Source organism: Thiomonas arsenitoxydans, assembly GCF_000253115.1.
Taxonomy (GTDB): Bacteria; Pseudomonadota; Gammaproteobacteria; order Burkholderiales; family Burkholderiaceae_C; genus Thiomonas; species Thiomonas arsenitoxydans.
The window spans coordinates 539,529-555,111 of the sequence record NC_014145.1 but is presented as its reverse complement, the minus strand read 5'-3'; the positions used below and the strand labels follow the sequence as shown (position 1 = coordinate 555,111).

Genomic DNA, 15,583 nt, shown 5'->3' with positions numbered 1-15,583 from the left:
ACCTTCCTGCCCGCAGGCAAAGCGGCTTTTGCTGTGCCATACTGCGTCACGCACACTGCCTGCCCATCCCCAAAAAAATTCTGCAGGAGACAACATGAAAGCTTCCCTTCGTTTGCCCGCGGCGCTCGGTCTGTGCGCCTTGCTGTCCGCACCCGCCTTCGCGGCCGAGCCGCTCACCGTCACGGTCCACCGGCTCACTCTTGAGACCGCCGAGCGCATCGCGCAGGGCGCCATCAAGACCTGTCGCGCCAAGGGCTTGCAGGTCAGCGTGACCGTGGTCGATCGCAACGGCATCGTGCAGGCCACGCTGCGCGACACCCTGGCCCCGCCGGTCTCGCTGGCCATCAGCCGACAAAAGGCCTACACCGCCGCCATGTTCGGCATCAAAGGCACCGCCATGGGGCCGCAAGCCGCCTCGCCCCTGGCGCTGCTGGGCGACGGCCTGGCCTTCACCGCGGGTTCCGTGCCGATCGAAGCCGGGGGCCGGATGTACGGCGCCGTGGGCGTGAGCGGCGCGCCGGACGGCAAGGTCGACGAGGAATGCGCCCAGGCCGGACTCGAAGCGGTCTTGCCCGATCTGGAAATGCAGTAAGGGCCTGCGCGTGCCCTCGCGTTTCCCGTTGCTCTTCCCTGGTTTTCCCTACTCGCGCCCCTGCCTACAATCCTCACTCAGTTCTGCGCGACCTCGCGCCGCGCAGAACTGACCGACACAACGGCCTGCCTTTTTTTTGGGCAGCCCGATCAACCCGCATGAAATCAGGGCTTTCCGCCCATCCGGTGTGACATTTTCCCCAGCCGCTGGGGATAACTGGGCGCCGGTGGCACCCCTGTGGATAATTTTCCGATCCTCCATGGCCAGTCGCCGACCTCCCGCCTATTCCGAATCGTCCATCCGCGTGCTCAAGGGCCTGGAGCCCGTGCGCCAGCGGCCGGGCATGTACACCCGCACCGACAACCCGCTGCACATCGTGCAGGAGGTCATCGACAACAGCGCTGACGAAGCCCTGGGCGGGTACTGCCAGCACATCGCCGTCACCCTGCACACCGACGGCAGTATCAGCGTGGAAGACGACGGTCGCGGCATCCCCTTCGGCCTGCACCCGGAAGAGAACGCGCCGGTGGTCGAGCTGGTGTTCACCCGGCTGCATGCAGGGGGCAAGTTCGACAAGCTGCAGGGCGGCGCGTACAGCTTTTCAGGCGGGCTGCACGGCGTGGGCGTTTCGGTCACGAATGCACTGGCGGCAAGGCTGGAAGTGACGGTCTGGCGCGACGGCCAGGTGGCGCATCTGGTGTTTTCAGGTGGCGACGTCATCGAGCCCCTGGCGGTGCGCAAGGCCGCACGCGATGAGCGCAGAAGCGGCACCCGTGTGCGCGTCTGGCCCGATGCCAAATACTTCGACAGCCCGCATCTTCCGCTGGCCGAACTCACCCATCTGCTGCGCAGCAAGGCGGTGCTGCTGCCCGGGGTCAAGGTCGATCTGATTCAGGAGAAAACCGGCGACACCACGCACTGGGAATATGCCCGCGGACTGCGCGACTATCTGCTCAGCAGCCTGCCCGCCGAGCCCTACATCGATCTGTTCGAGGGCGAGCACTACGCCAGCGCTTCAGAACAGGAGAGTTTCGCCGAAGGCGAGGGCGCGGCCTGGTGTGTGGCCTTCACCGAAGAGGGCGCGGTGCTGCGCGAGTCTTACGTCAACCTCATTCCCACCCCGGCCGGCGGCACGCACGAAGCCGGCTTGCGCGAGGGGCTGTTCCAGGCGGTGAAAGGCTTCATCGAACTGCACAACCTGCAGCCCAAGGGGGTGAAACTGCTGCCCGAAGACCTGTTCGCGCGGGCGTCCTTCGTGCTTTCCGCGCGGGTGCTCGATCCGCAGTTCCAGGGCCAGATCAAGGAAAAGCTCAATAGCCGCGATGCCTTGCGCCTGGTCGGCCAAGCGGTGCGGCCCACGCTTGAACTCTGGCTGCACGAGCGCGTCGATCAGGGCAAGAAGCTCGCTGAACTGGTCATCCGCCAGGCGCAGAGCCGCCTGCGCGCGGCGCAGAAAGTCGAGAAGAAAAAAGGCTCGGGCGTGGCCGTGCTGCCGGGCAAACTGACCGACTGCGAAAGCCGCGATACCGAACGCACCGAACTGTTTCTGGTGGAGGGCGATTCCGCCGGAGGCTCGGCCAAGATGGGCCGCGACAAGGAGTTCCAGGCCGTGCTGCCGTTGCGCGGCAAGGTGCTCAATTCCTGGGAGATCGAACGCGACCGGCTGTTTGCCAACACCGAGATCCACGACATCGCCGTGGCCATCGGCGTCGATCCGCACGGCAAGGACGACATGCCCGACCTAAGCAACCTGCGTTACGGCAAGATTTGCATTCTGAGCGATGCCGACGTGGACGGCTCGCACATCCAGGTGTTGCTGCTCACCCTGTTCTTCCGCCATTTTCCCAAGCTCATCGAGCGCGGTCATGTCTGCGTGGCCCGCCCCCCGCTCTACCGCCTCGACGCGCCCGCGCGCGGCAAGAAACCGGCGCAGAAGATCTACGTGCTCGACGACGCCGAACTGCAGGCCGCACAAGACAAACTGCGCAAGGACGGCCTGAAGGACGGCGCCTGGCAGATTTCGCGCTTCAAGGGCCTGGGCGAAATGAGCGCCGAGCAACTCTGGGACACCACGCTGAACCCCGACACCCGCCGTCTGTACCGCGTGCGGCCCGACGACGCAGAAGCTCTGTTCCATCAGCTCATGGGCAAAGGTGAAGCCCAGGCGCGCCGCGGGCTGATGGAGGAATACGGCGACCAGATCGAAGTGGACATCTGATATGAGTGAACAAGCCACCCTCGAATTCGACAACCGGCCTGAAGACGACACCGACTCGCTGGCGCTGGGCGACTATGCCCGCCGCGCCTATCTCGACTACGCCATTTCCGTGGTCAAGGGCCGCGCCCTGCCCGATGTGTGCGACGGTCTGAAGCCGGTGCAGCGGCGCATTCTCTACGCCATGTGGCGCATGGGATTGACCGCCGATGCCAAGCCGGTCAAGTCGGCGCGGGTGGTGGGCGACGTGCTCGGCCGCTTTCACCCGCATGGCGACCAGGCCGCCTACGACGCCCTGGTGCGGCTGTCGCAAAACTTCGCGCAGCGCTATCCGCTGATCGACGGTCAGGGCAACTTCGGCTCGCGCGACGGCGACGGCGCCGCCGCCATGCGCTACACCGAGGCGCGGCTCTCGCCCATCGCCCGGCTGCTGCTCAGCGAGATCGATGCGGGCACCGCCGACTTCATTCCCAACTATGACGGCTCGACCACCGAGCCCCGGCTGCTGCCCGCGCGGCTGCCTTTCGTGCTGCTCAACGGCGCCAGCGGCATCGCCGTGGGCATGGCCACCGAGATTCCGGCCCACAACCTGCGCGAGGTGGCCAGCGCCTGCGTCGCCCTGCTCAAAAATCCCCGCCTCGAACTCGCCGACGCCCTGGCGCTGATGCCCGGACCCGACTTCGCCACCGGAGGCCAGCTCATCTCCAGCCCGCAGGACATCGCCGCCGCCTATGCCGTCGGCCGTGGCAGCCTGAAGGTGCGCGCCCGCTGGACGGTGGAAGAACTCGCGCGCGGCCAATGGCAACTGGTGATCAACGAACTGCCGCACGGCACCAGCACACAGATGGTGCTCGAAGAAATCGAGGAACTCAGCAACCCCAAAATCCGCCCTGGCAAGAAGGCGCTCGCACCCGAACAGATCGCACTGAAAGCCACCCTGCTGAACCTGCTCGACACGGTGCGCGACGAGTCGGGCCGCGAAGCCGCGGTGCGGCTGGTGTTCGAGCCGCGCAGCTCGCGCATCGATCAGGCCGAGTTCGTCAACACCCTGCTCGCCCGCACCAGCCTGGAGACCAGCGTGCCGATCAATCTGGTGATGATCGGCACCGACGGCAAGCCGCGCCAGAAGGGGCTGATGGACATCCTGCGCGAGTGGGTTGCCTACCGCCGCGACACGGTGCAGCGTCGTTCAAAGCATCGCCTGGAACAGGTGGACGCGCGCATCCATATCCTCGAAGGTCGGCAGCAGGTGCTGCTCAATCTCGACGAGGTGATCGAGACCATCCGCAACAGCGACGATCCCAGGCCGGCGCTGATGGCGCGCTTCGATCTCACCGAGTTGCAGGCCGACGACATCCTCGACATGCGGCTGCGCCAGCTCGCGCGGCTGGAAGCCATCCGCATCGACAAGGAACTCGCCGCCCAGCGCACTGAAGCTGCCGAACTGCAAAAACTGCTCGCCGACGAAAAAGCCATGACCCGGCGGATCATCAGCGAGATCGAGGCCGACGCCAAACAGTTCGGCGACGACCGCCGCACCCTCATTCAGGCCGAGCAACGCGCCGTGGCCGAGGTCAAGGTGGTCGATGAAGCCGTCACCGTCATCGTGTCGCAAAAGGGCTGGCTGCGCACGCAGAAAGGCCACGGCCTGGTGCTGTCCGCCCTCACCTTCAAGCCGGGTGATGCGCTCTACGCCACGTTCGAATGCCGCAGCGTCGATCCGCTGGTCGTGCTCGGCAGCGACGGCCGCGCGTATTCCATTGATGTGGCCGACCTGCCCGGCGGGCGCGGCGACGGCCAGCCCGTCACCTCTTTCATCGAACTCGCACCGGGCACGCAGGCCCTGCATTACCTCGCGGGCGCCCGCACCACGGCGCTGCTGCTGTGGACTGCGCAGGGCTTCGGCTTTGTCACCCGCATAGGCGATGCCCTGAGCCGCCAGCGCGCGGGCAAGACCTTCATGACGCTGGAAGACGGCGATGTGCCGCAGCGGCCCCTGGTCCTGGGCATCGACGTGGGCGACAGCCCAACGGGCCGACTCGCCCTCCTCAGCACGGGCGGCCGTCTGCTGATCTATGCCGCAGCCGAGGTCAAGGCCCTGTCCCGCGGCGGTCGGGGCGTCACCCTGATGGAACAGGACGCCAAGGAGGCGCTGCTCAGCATCGCCCACCTGGTTGGCGAACGCGAAGCCCTGCTGGTCAGCGGCAAGGGCCGCGGCGGCACCGAGCGCAGCACGAGCCTGAGCGGCACGCAACAGGCCCTCTATCTCGGCAAGCGCGCCAAGCGGGGGCGTAAGCTGGAGATCGCCTTCAAGCCCGAGCGACTCGATCGCGGCTGAAAAACAAACGCCCTGCACGAGGCAGGGCGTTGTTGGATCGAGATCGGGCTGGCTTCACCGCCGGGCGGTGATCGCGGGCCTTGCCGAGATTACTTGACGGTCACTTCGACGCGGCGAGCCTCGGCTGCGCTGGCGCCGCCAGTGGTTTCCGCCGGCTTCTCCAGCGTGATGCGATCGGCCGGCACGCCTTGCGCCACCAGGGCGTCGCGCACGGCCATGGCGCGCTTCTTCGCCAGCTCGGCGTTCAGCGCCGCGGAGCCGGTGGCGTCGTGATAGCCATTGATCACCACCGTATGACCCTGCGCCACGGCCTCACTGACCTGCTTGAGGGCGGCATCGGCCCCGGCGGCCAGATCGGCCTTGCCGCTGGCGAAATAGAACTTGATCACCCCGTTTTCCACGACGACGCGGGCGCCGTCGGCATCGGCCGCTGGTGCGGCGGAACTGGCCACGGCGGGTGCCGACGCGGCCTGCATGGCACTTGAGCCGCTGCCGCCATCCTTGATGGCCACGCCCACGATCACCGCGACCGTCGCGAGCACGGTGGCCAGAACCACCCCGACGATGGGCACATGGTTGTCGTCATCCTGAAAAAACATCGCAAATCCTCCTGAGTGTTATGTCTGTCGCCGTGCGTCGATGCCGAAGCCGGTGCAGCCGCGGCGCATTTTAGGGTCTGGGCTGACGCGGCCAGCCCACACTCTTGAGGGGGAGCGAATTCAGGGCGCGAGGGTAAGGAACAGGAAGGCGGCAAACACCACCAGATGCACCGCACCGAGCATGAAGTCGGTGCGGCGCGAGCCCAATGTGACGAGACTGACGAGCAGGCTCAGCAGCAACAGGACCAGATCCTTGCCGTGAAGCCCCAGATCCAGGGGAAGGCCGAGGTAGATGGCCACGCTTACCACCACCGGAATGGTCAGGCCGATGCTGGCCAGCGCCGAACCCAGGGCCAGGTTCAGACTGGTCTGCAGTCGGTTGGCCAGGGCCGCGCGCACCGCCGCCACCGTCTCGGGCGCAAGTACCAGCATGGCGATGATCAGGCCAATCACGGCATGGGGCAGACCGGCGCCGAGCACCTTGGCCTCGATCGAGGGCGAGAGCATCTTGGCCAGGCCGACGACGGCCACCAGCGCCAGCAACAGGCCGAGCAGACTGATCCAGGCATCGCGACGGCTCGGGATATGGCTGTCGGCATGTGCCTCGCCCGGCCCTTCAAGATCGAGAAAATAGTCGCGGTGCCGCACCGTCTGCCCAAAGATGAAGACGCCCCAAAGCACCAGCGAGGCCACCGCCGTGAACACCAACTGCGGCACCGTGTACTGGCCACCGGGCGCACTTGTGGTGAAGCGCGGCAACACCAACGTGAGCGCCGACAACGCCATCAGAATGGCCAGGGCCGGCCGGGCGGCTTCCGTGTGAAAGGCCTGCACGTGGTGTCGCAAGCCGCCGACGAGCAGGCTCAGGCCGATCACCCCGCCGGTGATGATGAGCACGGTGGCATAGATGGTGTCGCGGGTGAGCGTGGCGGCCTTGGCGGGATCGGCGGTCAGCATCATCGACACGATGAGCGCCACCTCGATGATGGTCACGGCCAGCGCGAGCACCAGCGTGCCGAAGGGCTCGCCCACCCGATGCGCCACCACCTCCGCATGATGCACCGCGGCGATCACCGCCCCGATGAGTGCGAACGCGCTGAGCAGCAGCACGAAGGCCTTGCCGGGCTGCGCCAGCGCCAGCGCAAGCACGCCAAGGCCCACGAAGGGCAGCGCCACGAACAGCCGTTCGACCCAGGAGATCGATGCCGATGAGGCGAGATTGGTAGCGTCCTGAGTCATGCGCTCACCTGCTGCATCGAACCGCTGCATGACGGCGCCAAAGCCAGATCCAGTACCGCCTGTGTCTTGCTCAGCTCAAATCCCAGGCGCTGGTAGAAGGCCAGCGCGCCTTCGCGCTCAATGCGGCTGCGCACTCGGAGGCGTTGCGCGCCGCGCTCGCGCGCCCAGACTATCGCCGCCTGCACCAGCGCGAGCCCGACGCCGCGCCGACGCAAGTCGGGATCGACTATGAGACCGCAGATTTCCAGACCCGGCCCACTTTCGAGCGACAAAGTGGGCGCCACGTGAATCCACCCCGCCATCCGGTCGTTCAGACGCGCGAGCCACACGCCGTGGCCCTCCGCCTGCAACACCATGCCGAGCGTCTGGCGCATGACCGCGACATCGTCACCGTAGCCCAGGGCGCCAGCCAGACGGGCCAGCCCGGGAGCATCGTCCAGCACGGGACGGCATAAGGTCAGCAGTCCGGTCTGCGGCATCTCAGACCTCAGCGATCAATTCGATCTCGACGGCGGCCCCCATGGGCAGCTGCGCCACGCCAAAAGCGCTGCGGGCATGCGCGCCGCGCGCGCCGAACACCTGCGCGATCAGCTCCGACGCGCCGTTGATCACCAGATGATGTTCGGTGTAGCCGGGCGCCGAGTTCACCAGCCCCAGCAATTTCACCACGCGCTTGACCCGCTCCAGATCACCCACTGCGGCCTGCAGCGTGCCCAACAGGTCGATGGCGATGGCCCGCGCTGCTTCCTTGGCGGTGGCGGTGTCCATATCGGTGCCCAGTTGACCGACCCAGGGCTTGCCGTCTTTCCTGGCGATATGCCCGGAGAGAAACACCAGATTGCCGGTCTGCACGTACGGCACATAGGCAGCGGCGGGGGTGGAAACCGGGGGCAGGCTGATGCCCAGATTCTTGAGGTTTTGTGCGATCGACATGGTGTACTCCTTCGGGAAAACCCGAGTGTAGAACACACCCACAGCCAGACCGCGCATAAAAAAGCGGGGCCAACGGCCCCGCGAAACACTGCTTGGAGGAAAGGAAGTTGAGGAAAGTTTTCAGCCGACCTGTACCGGCACGAAGATGCGGTTGCTGCCACGCTGAATCAGCAAGGCCACCGATTTGCCCGCGCTCTTCAGAATGCCACGCACCTGATCGATGCTGTTGACCGATTTGCCGTCGACCGCAATCAAAATGTCGCCGGGCTGAATGCCGGCCTGTTCCGCCGGGCCACTGACGCCCTCGACCAACAGCCCATGCGACACGCCGGCCTGCTGCTCTTCATTGGCGTTGAGCGGGCGCACCACCAGCCCCAGACCACCGTGGTCGCCCTGCGCGCCCGGGCTGGCCGAAGCGAGGGTCACGTTGTCGCTGAAGTTGCCCAGAACGGCGGTGATGGTCTGCTGCTTGTGATCGTGCCAAACGCCCAGGGTCACTTTGCTGCCGGGCTCGGACAGGCCGATCATCATCGGCAGATCGGCCGAATCGTTCACCGGCTGGCCGTTCACGCTGAGAATGATGTCGCCCGGCTGGAGACCGGCCTTGGATGCCGGGCTGTCTTTCTCGACCTGCGCGACCAGCGCGCCGCGAGGCGTTTGCAAGCCAAAAGAGGTCGCCAGGTTTTGCGTCACCGTCTGCACCGCGATGCCCAGCCGTGCGTGCTGCACCTTGCCATGCTCGATGATCTGCTTGGCCACGCGCTCGGCCACATTGATCGGGATGGCGAACGACAGCCCTTCAAACGCGCCGGTCTGCGTGAAGATCTGCGAGTTGATGCCGACCACTTCACCCTTGGTGTTGAACAGCGGCCCGCCCGAGTTGCCGGGGTTCACCGCCACGTCGGTCTGAATGAAGGGCACCATGCTGTCGTCGGGCAGCGAGCGGCTCTTGGCACTCACAATGCCCGCGGTCACCGTGTTGTAGAAGCCGTAGGGCGAACCGATGGCCAGCACCCAGTCACCCGGCTCCAGATTGGACGGGTTGCCCAGCCGCACCGTGGGCAGATTGGTCGCCGGAATCTTGATCACCGCGATGTCGGTCTTGGTGTCGTAGCCCAGCACCTTGGCCTTGTAAGTGCGATGGTCGGTGAGGGTCACACGCACCGAGCTGGCGCCCTTGACGACGTGCGCGTTGGTCAGAATCAACCCGTCGGAGCTGATGATGAAGCCCGAGCCCAGGCCTTCGGTCGGCACTTCCTGCTGCTGGCCGTTATTGAATTGCTGGAAGAAGCGGAAAAACGGATCGTTCTGGAACTGCTTGGGAATCTGTTGCTGCTGCACCGTTTCCTTGGTTTCGCCCTTCACATTGATGTGCACCACCGCCGAGCCGTAGGCCTTGACGATGGAAGCGAAGTTCGGCGCGTTCACCGCCACATTGGTCGCTGGTGCGGCCGGCGGATTGTTGAATAGCGGCACGACCTTGTGGTTCATTTCAACCTGCGGCGCTGTTTCGGCATAGCTGAACTGATAGGCCATGGTGCCGGCTCCGGCGATGATGCCCGCTGCCGCCAGTGCGGCCCAGAGTTTTGACGAAACCTTCGATTTTTTGCTTTGCATGACTGCCTCCGAAACGATTCAAACGAGTTGCGATGGTGGAATGTTCGCTGCCTTGCCTTAGACTCGGCTTAAGGGTCTGCGTCTGGGGTCTGCGCCAGTCGCGTCCGATCTTTGTCTGCGAGGAAAACCATGTCATCACGTCCTGTTTTGCGTCCAGTTTCACCCGTCGCCGGCCTATGGCTCGCCAGCCTTCTGTTCTGCGCTGCCGCGCAGGCGCAGTCCCTTGCGCAGCCCACCCCGGGGGTGGTCGCGGGGGTGGTCGATCTGCAGGCCACGGCGCAGGTCGAAGTAGTGCCCGACCTCGCGGTGATGACTCTGGCCGTGGAACGCAGCGGGGCTGACCCGGCCAGCCTCACCGCGCAAGTCAGCAAGTCGCTAGAAGCAGCTTTGAAGCAGGCCCGCACCGTGCCCGACATCGAGGCCAGCAGTGGGGCGTTCACCACCCAGCCACGCTGGAAAGCGGTGAACAATCAGTCGCAACGCGACGGCTGGACGGTGCGCGGCGGACTGGTGCTCAAGTCGCACGACTTTGCAGCTTTGGGCAAGATGGCCGGGCAACTGGCGCAGCAGGGCTTCATGATCGAATCCAACGGCTTCGAACTCTCCAAGGCCCTGCGCGACCGCGAAGAAACCGCACTGATCGATTCGGCCATTGCGCGCTTCAAGTCCAAGGCCGCCACGGCGGCGCGCGCGCTGGGCTACGGCAGCTACAACCTGCGCACCCTGAGCATCGAACCCACGCAGGGACAACTGCCGCAGCCCCGCCCCATGATGATGCGCGCCGCCGCGCCCATGGCCGAAGAGCAAGCACCCGCCGTACCCCTGGCCACAGGGCGCACCCCGCTGCAGCTCACGGTGCAGGGATCGGTGCAGCTCACACGCTGATTCGCCGCCTCTATTTCCGCCTCTAGTTCTCTCTTCGCTTCCGGGCCCCTAAAATCGCGGGCTTGCCCTTCTTCCCTGCCGTCCCGCACGGCCCGGTATGCCTCACACCCCGCCAGAATTCGTTCTCACCCTCTCATGCCCGGACGCACCAGGCATCGTGCATTCGGTCTCCGGCCTGCTCTATCAGGCGGGTTGCAACATCATGGATTCGCAGCAATACGGTGACGCCGACACCGGGCTGTTTTTCATGCGGGTGCACTTCTCCGCCCCGGAACATCTACAAGACGCTGCCCAGCTCGCGCTGTTGTTCGGCGATGTGCGCAAGCGCTTCGACATGCAGGCGCAGTTTCACGATCTGCGCATTCGCCCCAAGGTCGTCATCGCCGTCAGTCAGTACGGCCATTGCCTCAACGATCTGCTCTACCGCTGGAAGGCCGGGCAACTGGCGATGGACATCGCCGCCGTCGTCTCCAATCACACCACTTTCGCCGACCTGACGCGCAGCTACGGCATCGAGTTTCACCATCTTCCGCTGAAGGCCGGAGAAGCCGCCGAAACCAAGCGGGCGCAGGAACAGGCCCTCTTCGGCGTGATGCAACAAAGCGGCGCGGCGCTGCTGGTGCTCGCGCGCTATATGCAGATTTTGAGCGCTGAGTTCTGCGCCCAGCTCGAAGGCCGAGCCATCAACATCCACCACTCTTTCCTGCCCAGCTTCAAGGGCGCGCGCCCCTACGCGCAGGCCTATGTGCGCGGGGTCAAGCTCATTGGCGCCACGGCGCATTACGTCACCGCCGATCTCGACGAAGGCCCCATCATCGAGCAGGACGTCGAACGCGTCGACCACACCATGAGTGCGGCCGACCTCACCGCCGTCGGCCAGGATGTGGAGAGCGTCGTGCTCGCGCGCGCCGTGCGCTGGCAGGTGGAGCATCGCATTCTGCGCAACGGCCACAAAACCGTGGTGTTCCGCTGACCCGACACAACGACCGAGACCCATCATGCCGCGCCGCAAGCTCCCGCCCCAAACCCCCTGGACCAACTCGCCCGATGATGTCGAAGCCGTGTTCTACGAGGCCCTTTCCAGCGGCAATCTCGACGCGCTGATGGCCCTGTGGTCGGAAGAAGATGAGATCTGCTGCATTCATCCCGGCGGCCAACGGCTGGACGGTCAGGCAGCGATACGCGAGGGCTTCGCGCAACTGTTTGTCAACGGCGGCTTGCAGATCAATGCCGAGGTACAGCACCGTTGGCACAGCATGACCAGCGCCGCGCACAGCGTGGTCGAACGCGTGCCGCTCGATGTGGACGGCCAGCCGCAATGGGGCTTCGTGCTCGCCACCAATCTGTTCGTGCAGACCGCCGCCGGGTGGCGCATCGTGCTGCACCACGCCAGCCCCGGCGCGCCGCAGGCGCCGCTGGCCGCCATGGCGCCGACCGACGTCCTGCACTGAGAGGGTGTCGACGAATAGCGTCCCGCTCGGCCTCCTTACCCGCACCGTGTCTTCGACCAAGGCCGCAACTCCCTACATCGCACCGCTTTGGCTGCCCGGCGGGCAGTTGCAGACGGTGGTGCCTGCACTGATCTCACGTCCCGGCGCGCGTCGCCCCGCGTTGCGCCGCGAACGCTGGACGGCGCCGGACGGCGACTTCATCGACGTGGACTGGCTGGACGCCCCGTTCGGCCCTTCCGCCCCCCTGCTGGTGCTGTTCCACGGGCTAGAAGGTTCGTCGCAGAGCCACTACGCACAGGCGATTCTCGCCGCTTGCGCCCAGGTCGGCTGGCAATGCGCCGTGCCGCACTTCCGGGGCTGCTCGGGCGAAGACAACGGCGCGCCACGCGCCTATCACTCCGGCGATTTCACCGAGATCGACTGGATACTCCAGAGATTCACCAAGACCCGCCCGCGCGCGCCCTTGTACGCCGCCGGCGTGTCGCTGGGCGGCAATGCGCTCTTGCGCTGGGCGCAAGAGCAGGGCGCGGCCGCCAGCCAGCGGGTGCGCGCCGTGGCGGCCGTCAGCGCCCCGCTCGATCTGGCCGCTGGAGGCCGCGCCATCGCCACCGGCATGAGTTACCAGATCTACACCCGGCTTTTTCTGCGCACCCTCAAGCCCAAGGCCCTGCGCATGATCGCGCGTCACCCCGGGCTCGCCGATCCGCAGCGCGTGCGGCGTGCGCGCAATCTGGGCGAGTTCGACGATGCCTTCACCGCCCCCATCCACGGCTTCCGGGACGCGGCCGATTATTGGGAGCGCGCTTCCAGCAAACCGCATCTGCGCGAGCTTCGCGTCCCCACCCTTATTCTCAACGCGCGCAACGACCCCTTCCAGCCCGCCGCCGTGCTACCCGTCGCCAGCGCCGTCTCAGATTGGGTGCGGCTTGAGCAGCCCGCCCACGGCGGCCATGTCGGCTTTGCTCAAGGCCGCCTGCCCGGGCATCTCGACTGGCTGCCGCAGCGTCTGCTGCACTTCTTCCAACACGGAAACTAACCCATGGACAGCGCGGTACTCCAAGCCATGTCACGCTGGCCCAACGTGCCGCGCTGCACCGGCTGGCTGGCCCTCGACCAGCGCGGTCAATGGTGGATGCGCAATCACGCTGGCCCCACCACCTGGCCTCGCGATGCAAAGGGGCGACTGGACAAAACCGACGCCGGCCCCGTCCTGCACGCGGGCCTAGCCGCTTTCATCGGCCGCAACTACACCGTCGATGCCACCGGTGCGTGGTACTTCCAGAACGGCCCGCAGCGGGTCGATGTCAGCCTGGAAGCCGCGCCGTGGATCATCCGCCTGCATCACAATGCCAGAGCGGGCGCACTTTGGAGCACGCATACCGACCAGGCTTGCAAGGTCGAATCCCTCTGGCTGGATGATCAGGGTCAGGTGTGGCTGCGCACCGACCTCGGCCCCGGCCTGCTGCACAGCGCCGACATGGCCCTGCTCGCCGACCATCTCGATGCCCCGGGCACACAACTCTGCCTGCCCAACGCCGCCCCCCTGACCATCGGCCACTTCACCGAGCCGCCTGCTGAGTTCTTCGGTTTCCGGCCCGATCCCCCCTAAAGTTGGCGACAAAAAAGCCCGCAGATCGCGGGGTTTTTTTGTCACTACGAAAGCGGGGAGCACCCCCTTCGACACTTACTTCGACTGAGCCACCATATAGTCCACAGCGGCCTTCACATCATCATCGCTTGCCGAAGAACCGCCCTTGGGCGGCATCACACCGAGCTTGCCCGTATAACCATGAATCGCACGGTCGTACAGCACCGCGTCGCCCTGTGCAATGATCGGTGCCCAGGCTGCCTTGTCGCCCACCTTGGGTGCGCCCGCCACACCCGCACCGTGGCAAGCGATACAGGTGGATTCGTACAAGCCCTTGCCGTCCACCTTGGTCGCCGCAACCGGCACCGCGGCACCGCTGCTTGAGCCCGTCGGCGTTGTCGCTGCAGCAGAAGCCGCAGGCGCCGCAGCGGCTGTCGTCATCGAGGCCGCATTCTGCTGTGCCGCAGCCTGACTGCTGGCCGCGACTGCGGCAGAGCCCACCGGAGCAACCCGAGCATCCACCTCAGCCGTCGCCAGCGCCTCCGAACCCGCCGGTGGCTGGCTGCTGCTGCCGATGTAAAACGCAATCAACAGCAACAAGACGATAGGAACAATGAAGCCGACGCCCATCACCATCAGAATCTTGCGCAGAGTCGGCGCAAAAGGCAGATCAGACACATCGTCGGAACTGGAAGAAGCGGAATGGGAATTCGAGTGCGGTGCGCTCATAGCGGTCGAGTGTAAAAAGTGGAAATCTGAAAAATTGCAGACGACATGATATGCGTTGCTCACGATCCCTCGACGGGGTCAACCCCAACACCGCCCGCCAGAGATCCTGAATTTGATTCGCATCATATTCAGAAACATTCTGTAGTGCGACATACCGTCGCCCCCTGTCGACCGAACCTCAAGTCAAATTCAAGTCAAATCTGCGGGCAGCCAAAGCAGAAGCCCTCCTGACATTACGGCCGCAACAGCCCCCGATCAGGTTAAGATGTTGCGTTGTACGGAAGTCACAACGCACCTTCCGTCTGCGCCCGTAGCTCAGTGGATAGAGTATTGGCCTCCGAAGCCAAGGGCCGCTGGTTCGATCCCAGCCGGGCGCACCAAGAAAACAAAAGAAAAACAGGAACTTATAGAACAGGCCCACACTAACGCCGTGGGCTTTTTTGTCCCAAAAACGCCCGTTTGTGGGAACGCATTCCCACTCAATTCCCAGTGAGCTTGCCCGCCTCATCGCTGCGCCGGTATCTGGGCTCTTCCAGCACCGGCGTCTTGAGCCACTTGCGCACCGTGGTGCGCGACAAACTCGTCAGCCGCACGATCTCCCGAACAGACTTCTTCTCGCGAAAATACATCCGCTTGACTTTGCCAATCATGGCCATGGTGATCACTCCTTCTCCCCTGCTCAAAAAAAGGCAGGGTAGGTTGAACACCCGGGTCAAATTTGGATCGGCACTATCACTGTAGGTGGGTCAATTTTCGGTCGGCGTCAACACAGCCAATTGCCCATCGAGCACTGGCATGCCTGGATCGGTGACGTCACCATCGCCGACGCTATCCTCGACCGTTTCATGCAGCAGCACCACCGCTTCACCCTGACCGGCGACTCGTTGCGCCAGGCTCCGAAACCGCCCAAAATGGAGGAAAAAGCCGACTAATCGTGACCGACCAACCTAAACTGTTAGCGCGCAACACCTCATGCTGCATGACCGGCCACGTTCGACCGAAATCGTCGGTCACGTTCGCCGAAATACGCACTCTGCGTCGCACAGTCGGTTGAAGACCATCACACGGATCGCGTGCTCGACTTGCTTGCCCAGTTCCTTCGTTACTGTTTGATGCGGCCGCAAGAGGAGGATCATCTTGATTTCGGGGTTGGACGATGCATGGGCGCGCAGCCCGATTAGACGTTCAAGCGGTCCTGTCGTGGTGCGGCTCCAGTTGCAAACAGTCCAGTCGTGTTCGCTTTTCCGGATCGAACTGACGCAGAACCCTGAGGATTGAGGGCGCACCACCCGGCAAGCAGTGCATCGGCGGCACCACTCACGACTGGTTAAGGAACAAAGACGCCGCCGTGGGGATCCATCGTCAAGCTGATATGGCCTGCTGCGTCCAGATCGTTG

General features: G+C 64.8%; 14 protein-coding genes, 1 tRNA gene and 2 pseudogenes. 10 read left to right on the top strand and 7 right to left on the bottom strand.

Annotation, left to right across the window (positions count from 1 at the left end):
- The first annotated feature begins 94 nt into the window (after positions 1–94).
- From THI_RS02555 to parC, 3 genes are all read left to right on the top strand, one after another.
- The gene (locus tag THI_RS02555) at positions 95–592 is read left to right on the top strand and encodes a GlcG/HbpS family heme-binding protein (RefSeq protein WP_013104658.1); all 498 of its coding nucleotides are present in this window, start codon (positions 95–97) and stop codon (positions 590–592) included.
- Positions 593–851: 259 nt separating this feature from the next.
- Complete coding sequence (locus tag THI_RS02550) at positions 852–2,810, top strand: DNA topoisomerase IV subunit B (protein ID WP_013104657.1); 1,959 nt, start codon at positions 852–854, stop codon at positions 2,808–2,810.
- Between the two features lies 1 nt (position 2,811).
- A complete protein-coding gene (gene parC, locus THI_RS02545) occupies positions 2,812–5,145 on the top strand; it encodes a DNA topoisomerase IV subunit A (protein WP_013104656.1) in 2,334 nt (777 codons plus the stop codon).
- Between the two features lie 89 nt (positions 5,146–5,234).
- Here the strand turns inward: parC and THI_RS02540 are convergent, their stop codons facing one another.
- The 5 genes from THI_RS02540 to THI_RS02520 all read right to left on the bottom strand — a co-directional run bounded on the left by THI_RS02540 (position 5,235) and on the right by THI_RS02520 (position 9,533).
- Complete coding sequence (locus tag THI_RS02540; protein ID WP_013104655.1) at positions 5,235–5,744, bottom strand: OmpA family protein; 510 nt, start codon at positions 5,742–5,744, stop codon at positions 5,235–5,237.
- A 120-nt stretch (positions 5,745–5,864) separates the two neighbouring features.
- On the bottom strand, positions 5,865–6,983 hold the full coding sequence (locus tag THI_RS02535) for a calcium:cation antiporter (RefSeq protein WP_013104654.1): 1,119 nt from the start codon (positions 6,981–6,983) through the stop codon (positions 5,865–5,867).
- Positions 6,980–7,462: a GNAT family N-acetyltransferase gene (locus tag THI_RS02530; RefSeq protein WP_013104653.1), complete on the bottom strand. Its 483-nt coding sequence runs from the start codon at positions 7,460–7,462 to the stop codon at positions 6,980–6,982. Before THI_RS02530 ends, THI_RS02535 begins: the two co-directional genes overlap by 4 nt.
- Before the next feature lies 1 nt (position 7,463).
- Entirely contained in the window at positions 7,464–7,916 is a 453-nt protein-coding gene (locus THI_RS02525) for a RidA family protein (RefSeq protein WP_013104652.1), read from the bottom strand.
- Positions 7,917–8,036: 120 nt separating this feature from the next.
- On the bottom strand, positions 8,037–9,533 hold the full coding sequence (locus THI_RS02520) for a Do family serine endopeptidase (protein WP_013104651.1): 1,497 nt from the start codon (positions 9,531–9,533) through the stop codon (positions 8,037–8,039).
- Between the two features lie 129 nt (positions 9,534–9,662).
- Here THI_RS02520 and THI_RS02515 point away from each other — a divergent pair, with 129 nt between their 5' ends.
- The 5 genes from THI_RS02515 to THI_RS02495 all read left to right on the top strand — a co-directional run bounded on the left by THI_RS02515 (position 9,663) and on the right by THI_RS02495 (position 13,478).
- Entirely contained in the window at positions 9,663–10,418 is a 756-nt protein-coding gene (locus tag THI_RS02515; RefSeq protein ID WP_013104650.1) for an SIMPL domain-containing protein, read from the top strand.
- A 97-nt stretch (positions 10,419–10,515) separates the two neighbouring features.
- The gene (purU, locus tag THI_RS02510) at positions 10,516–11,391 is read left to right on the top strand and encodes a formyltetrahydrofolate deformylase (protein ID WP_013104649.1); all 876 of its coding nucleotides are present in this window, start codon (positions 10,516–10,518) and stop codon (positions 11,389–11,391) included.
- Between the two features lie 25 nt (positions 11,392–11,416).
- Positions 11,417–11,869, top strand: coding sequence for a YybH family protein (locus THI_RS02505; RefSeq protein WP_013104648.1), 453 nt, complete (start codon positions 11,417–11,419; stop codon positions 11,867–11,869).
- A 4-nt stretch (positions 11,870–11,873) separates the two neighbouring features.
- Complete coding sequence (locus THI_RS02500; protein WP_050985898.1) at positions 11,874–12,905, top strand: YheT family hydrolase; 1,032 nt, start codon at positions 11,874–11,876, stop codon at positions 12,903–12,905.
- A gap of 3 nt (positions 12,906–12,908) precedes the next feature.
- Complete coding sequence (locus THI_RS02495; RefSeq protein WP_013104646.1) at positions 12,909–13,478, top strand: DUF2946 family protein; 570 nt, start codon at positions 12,909–12,911, stop codon at positions 13,476–13,478.
- Between the two features lie 75 nt (positions 13,479–13,553).
- Here the strand turns inward: THI_RS02495 and THI_RS02490 are convergent, their stop codons facing one another.
- Positions 13,554–14,186, bottom strand: coding sequence for a c-type cytochrome (locus THI_RS02490; RefSeq protein ID WP_013104645.1), 633 nt, complete (start codon positions 14,184–14,186; stop codon positions 13,554–13,556).
- Positions 14,187–14,490: 304 nt separating this feature from the next.
- On the opposite strand from THI_RS02490, the gene THI_RS02485 reads away from it, so the two are divergent.
- A tRNA-Arg gene (locus tag THI_RS02485) sits at positions 14,491–14,566 on the top strand.
- A 108-nt stretch (positions 14,567–14,674) separates the two neighbouring features.
- Here the strand turns inward: THI_RS02485 and THI_RS02480 are convergent.
- A pseudogene (locus THI_RS02480) lies at positions 14,675–14,842 on the bottom strand (IS21 family transposase); the annotation flags it as partial.
- Positions 14,843–14,956: 114 nt separating this feature from the next.
- Between THI_RS02480 and THI_RS18305 the strand changes: the two are divergent.
- Positions 14,957–15,118, top strand: a pseudogene (locus THI_RS18305) (ATP-binding protein); the annotation flags it as partial.
- Positions 15,119–15,583: the final 465 nt, after the last annotated feature.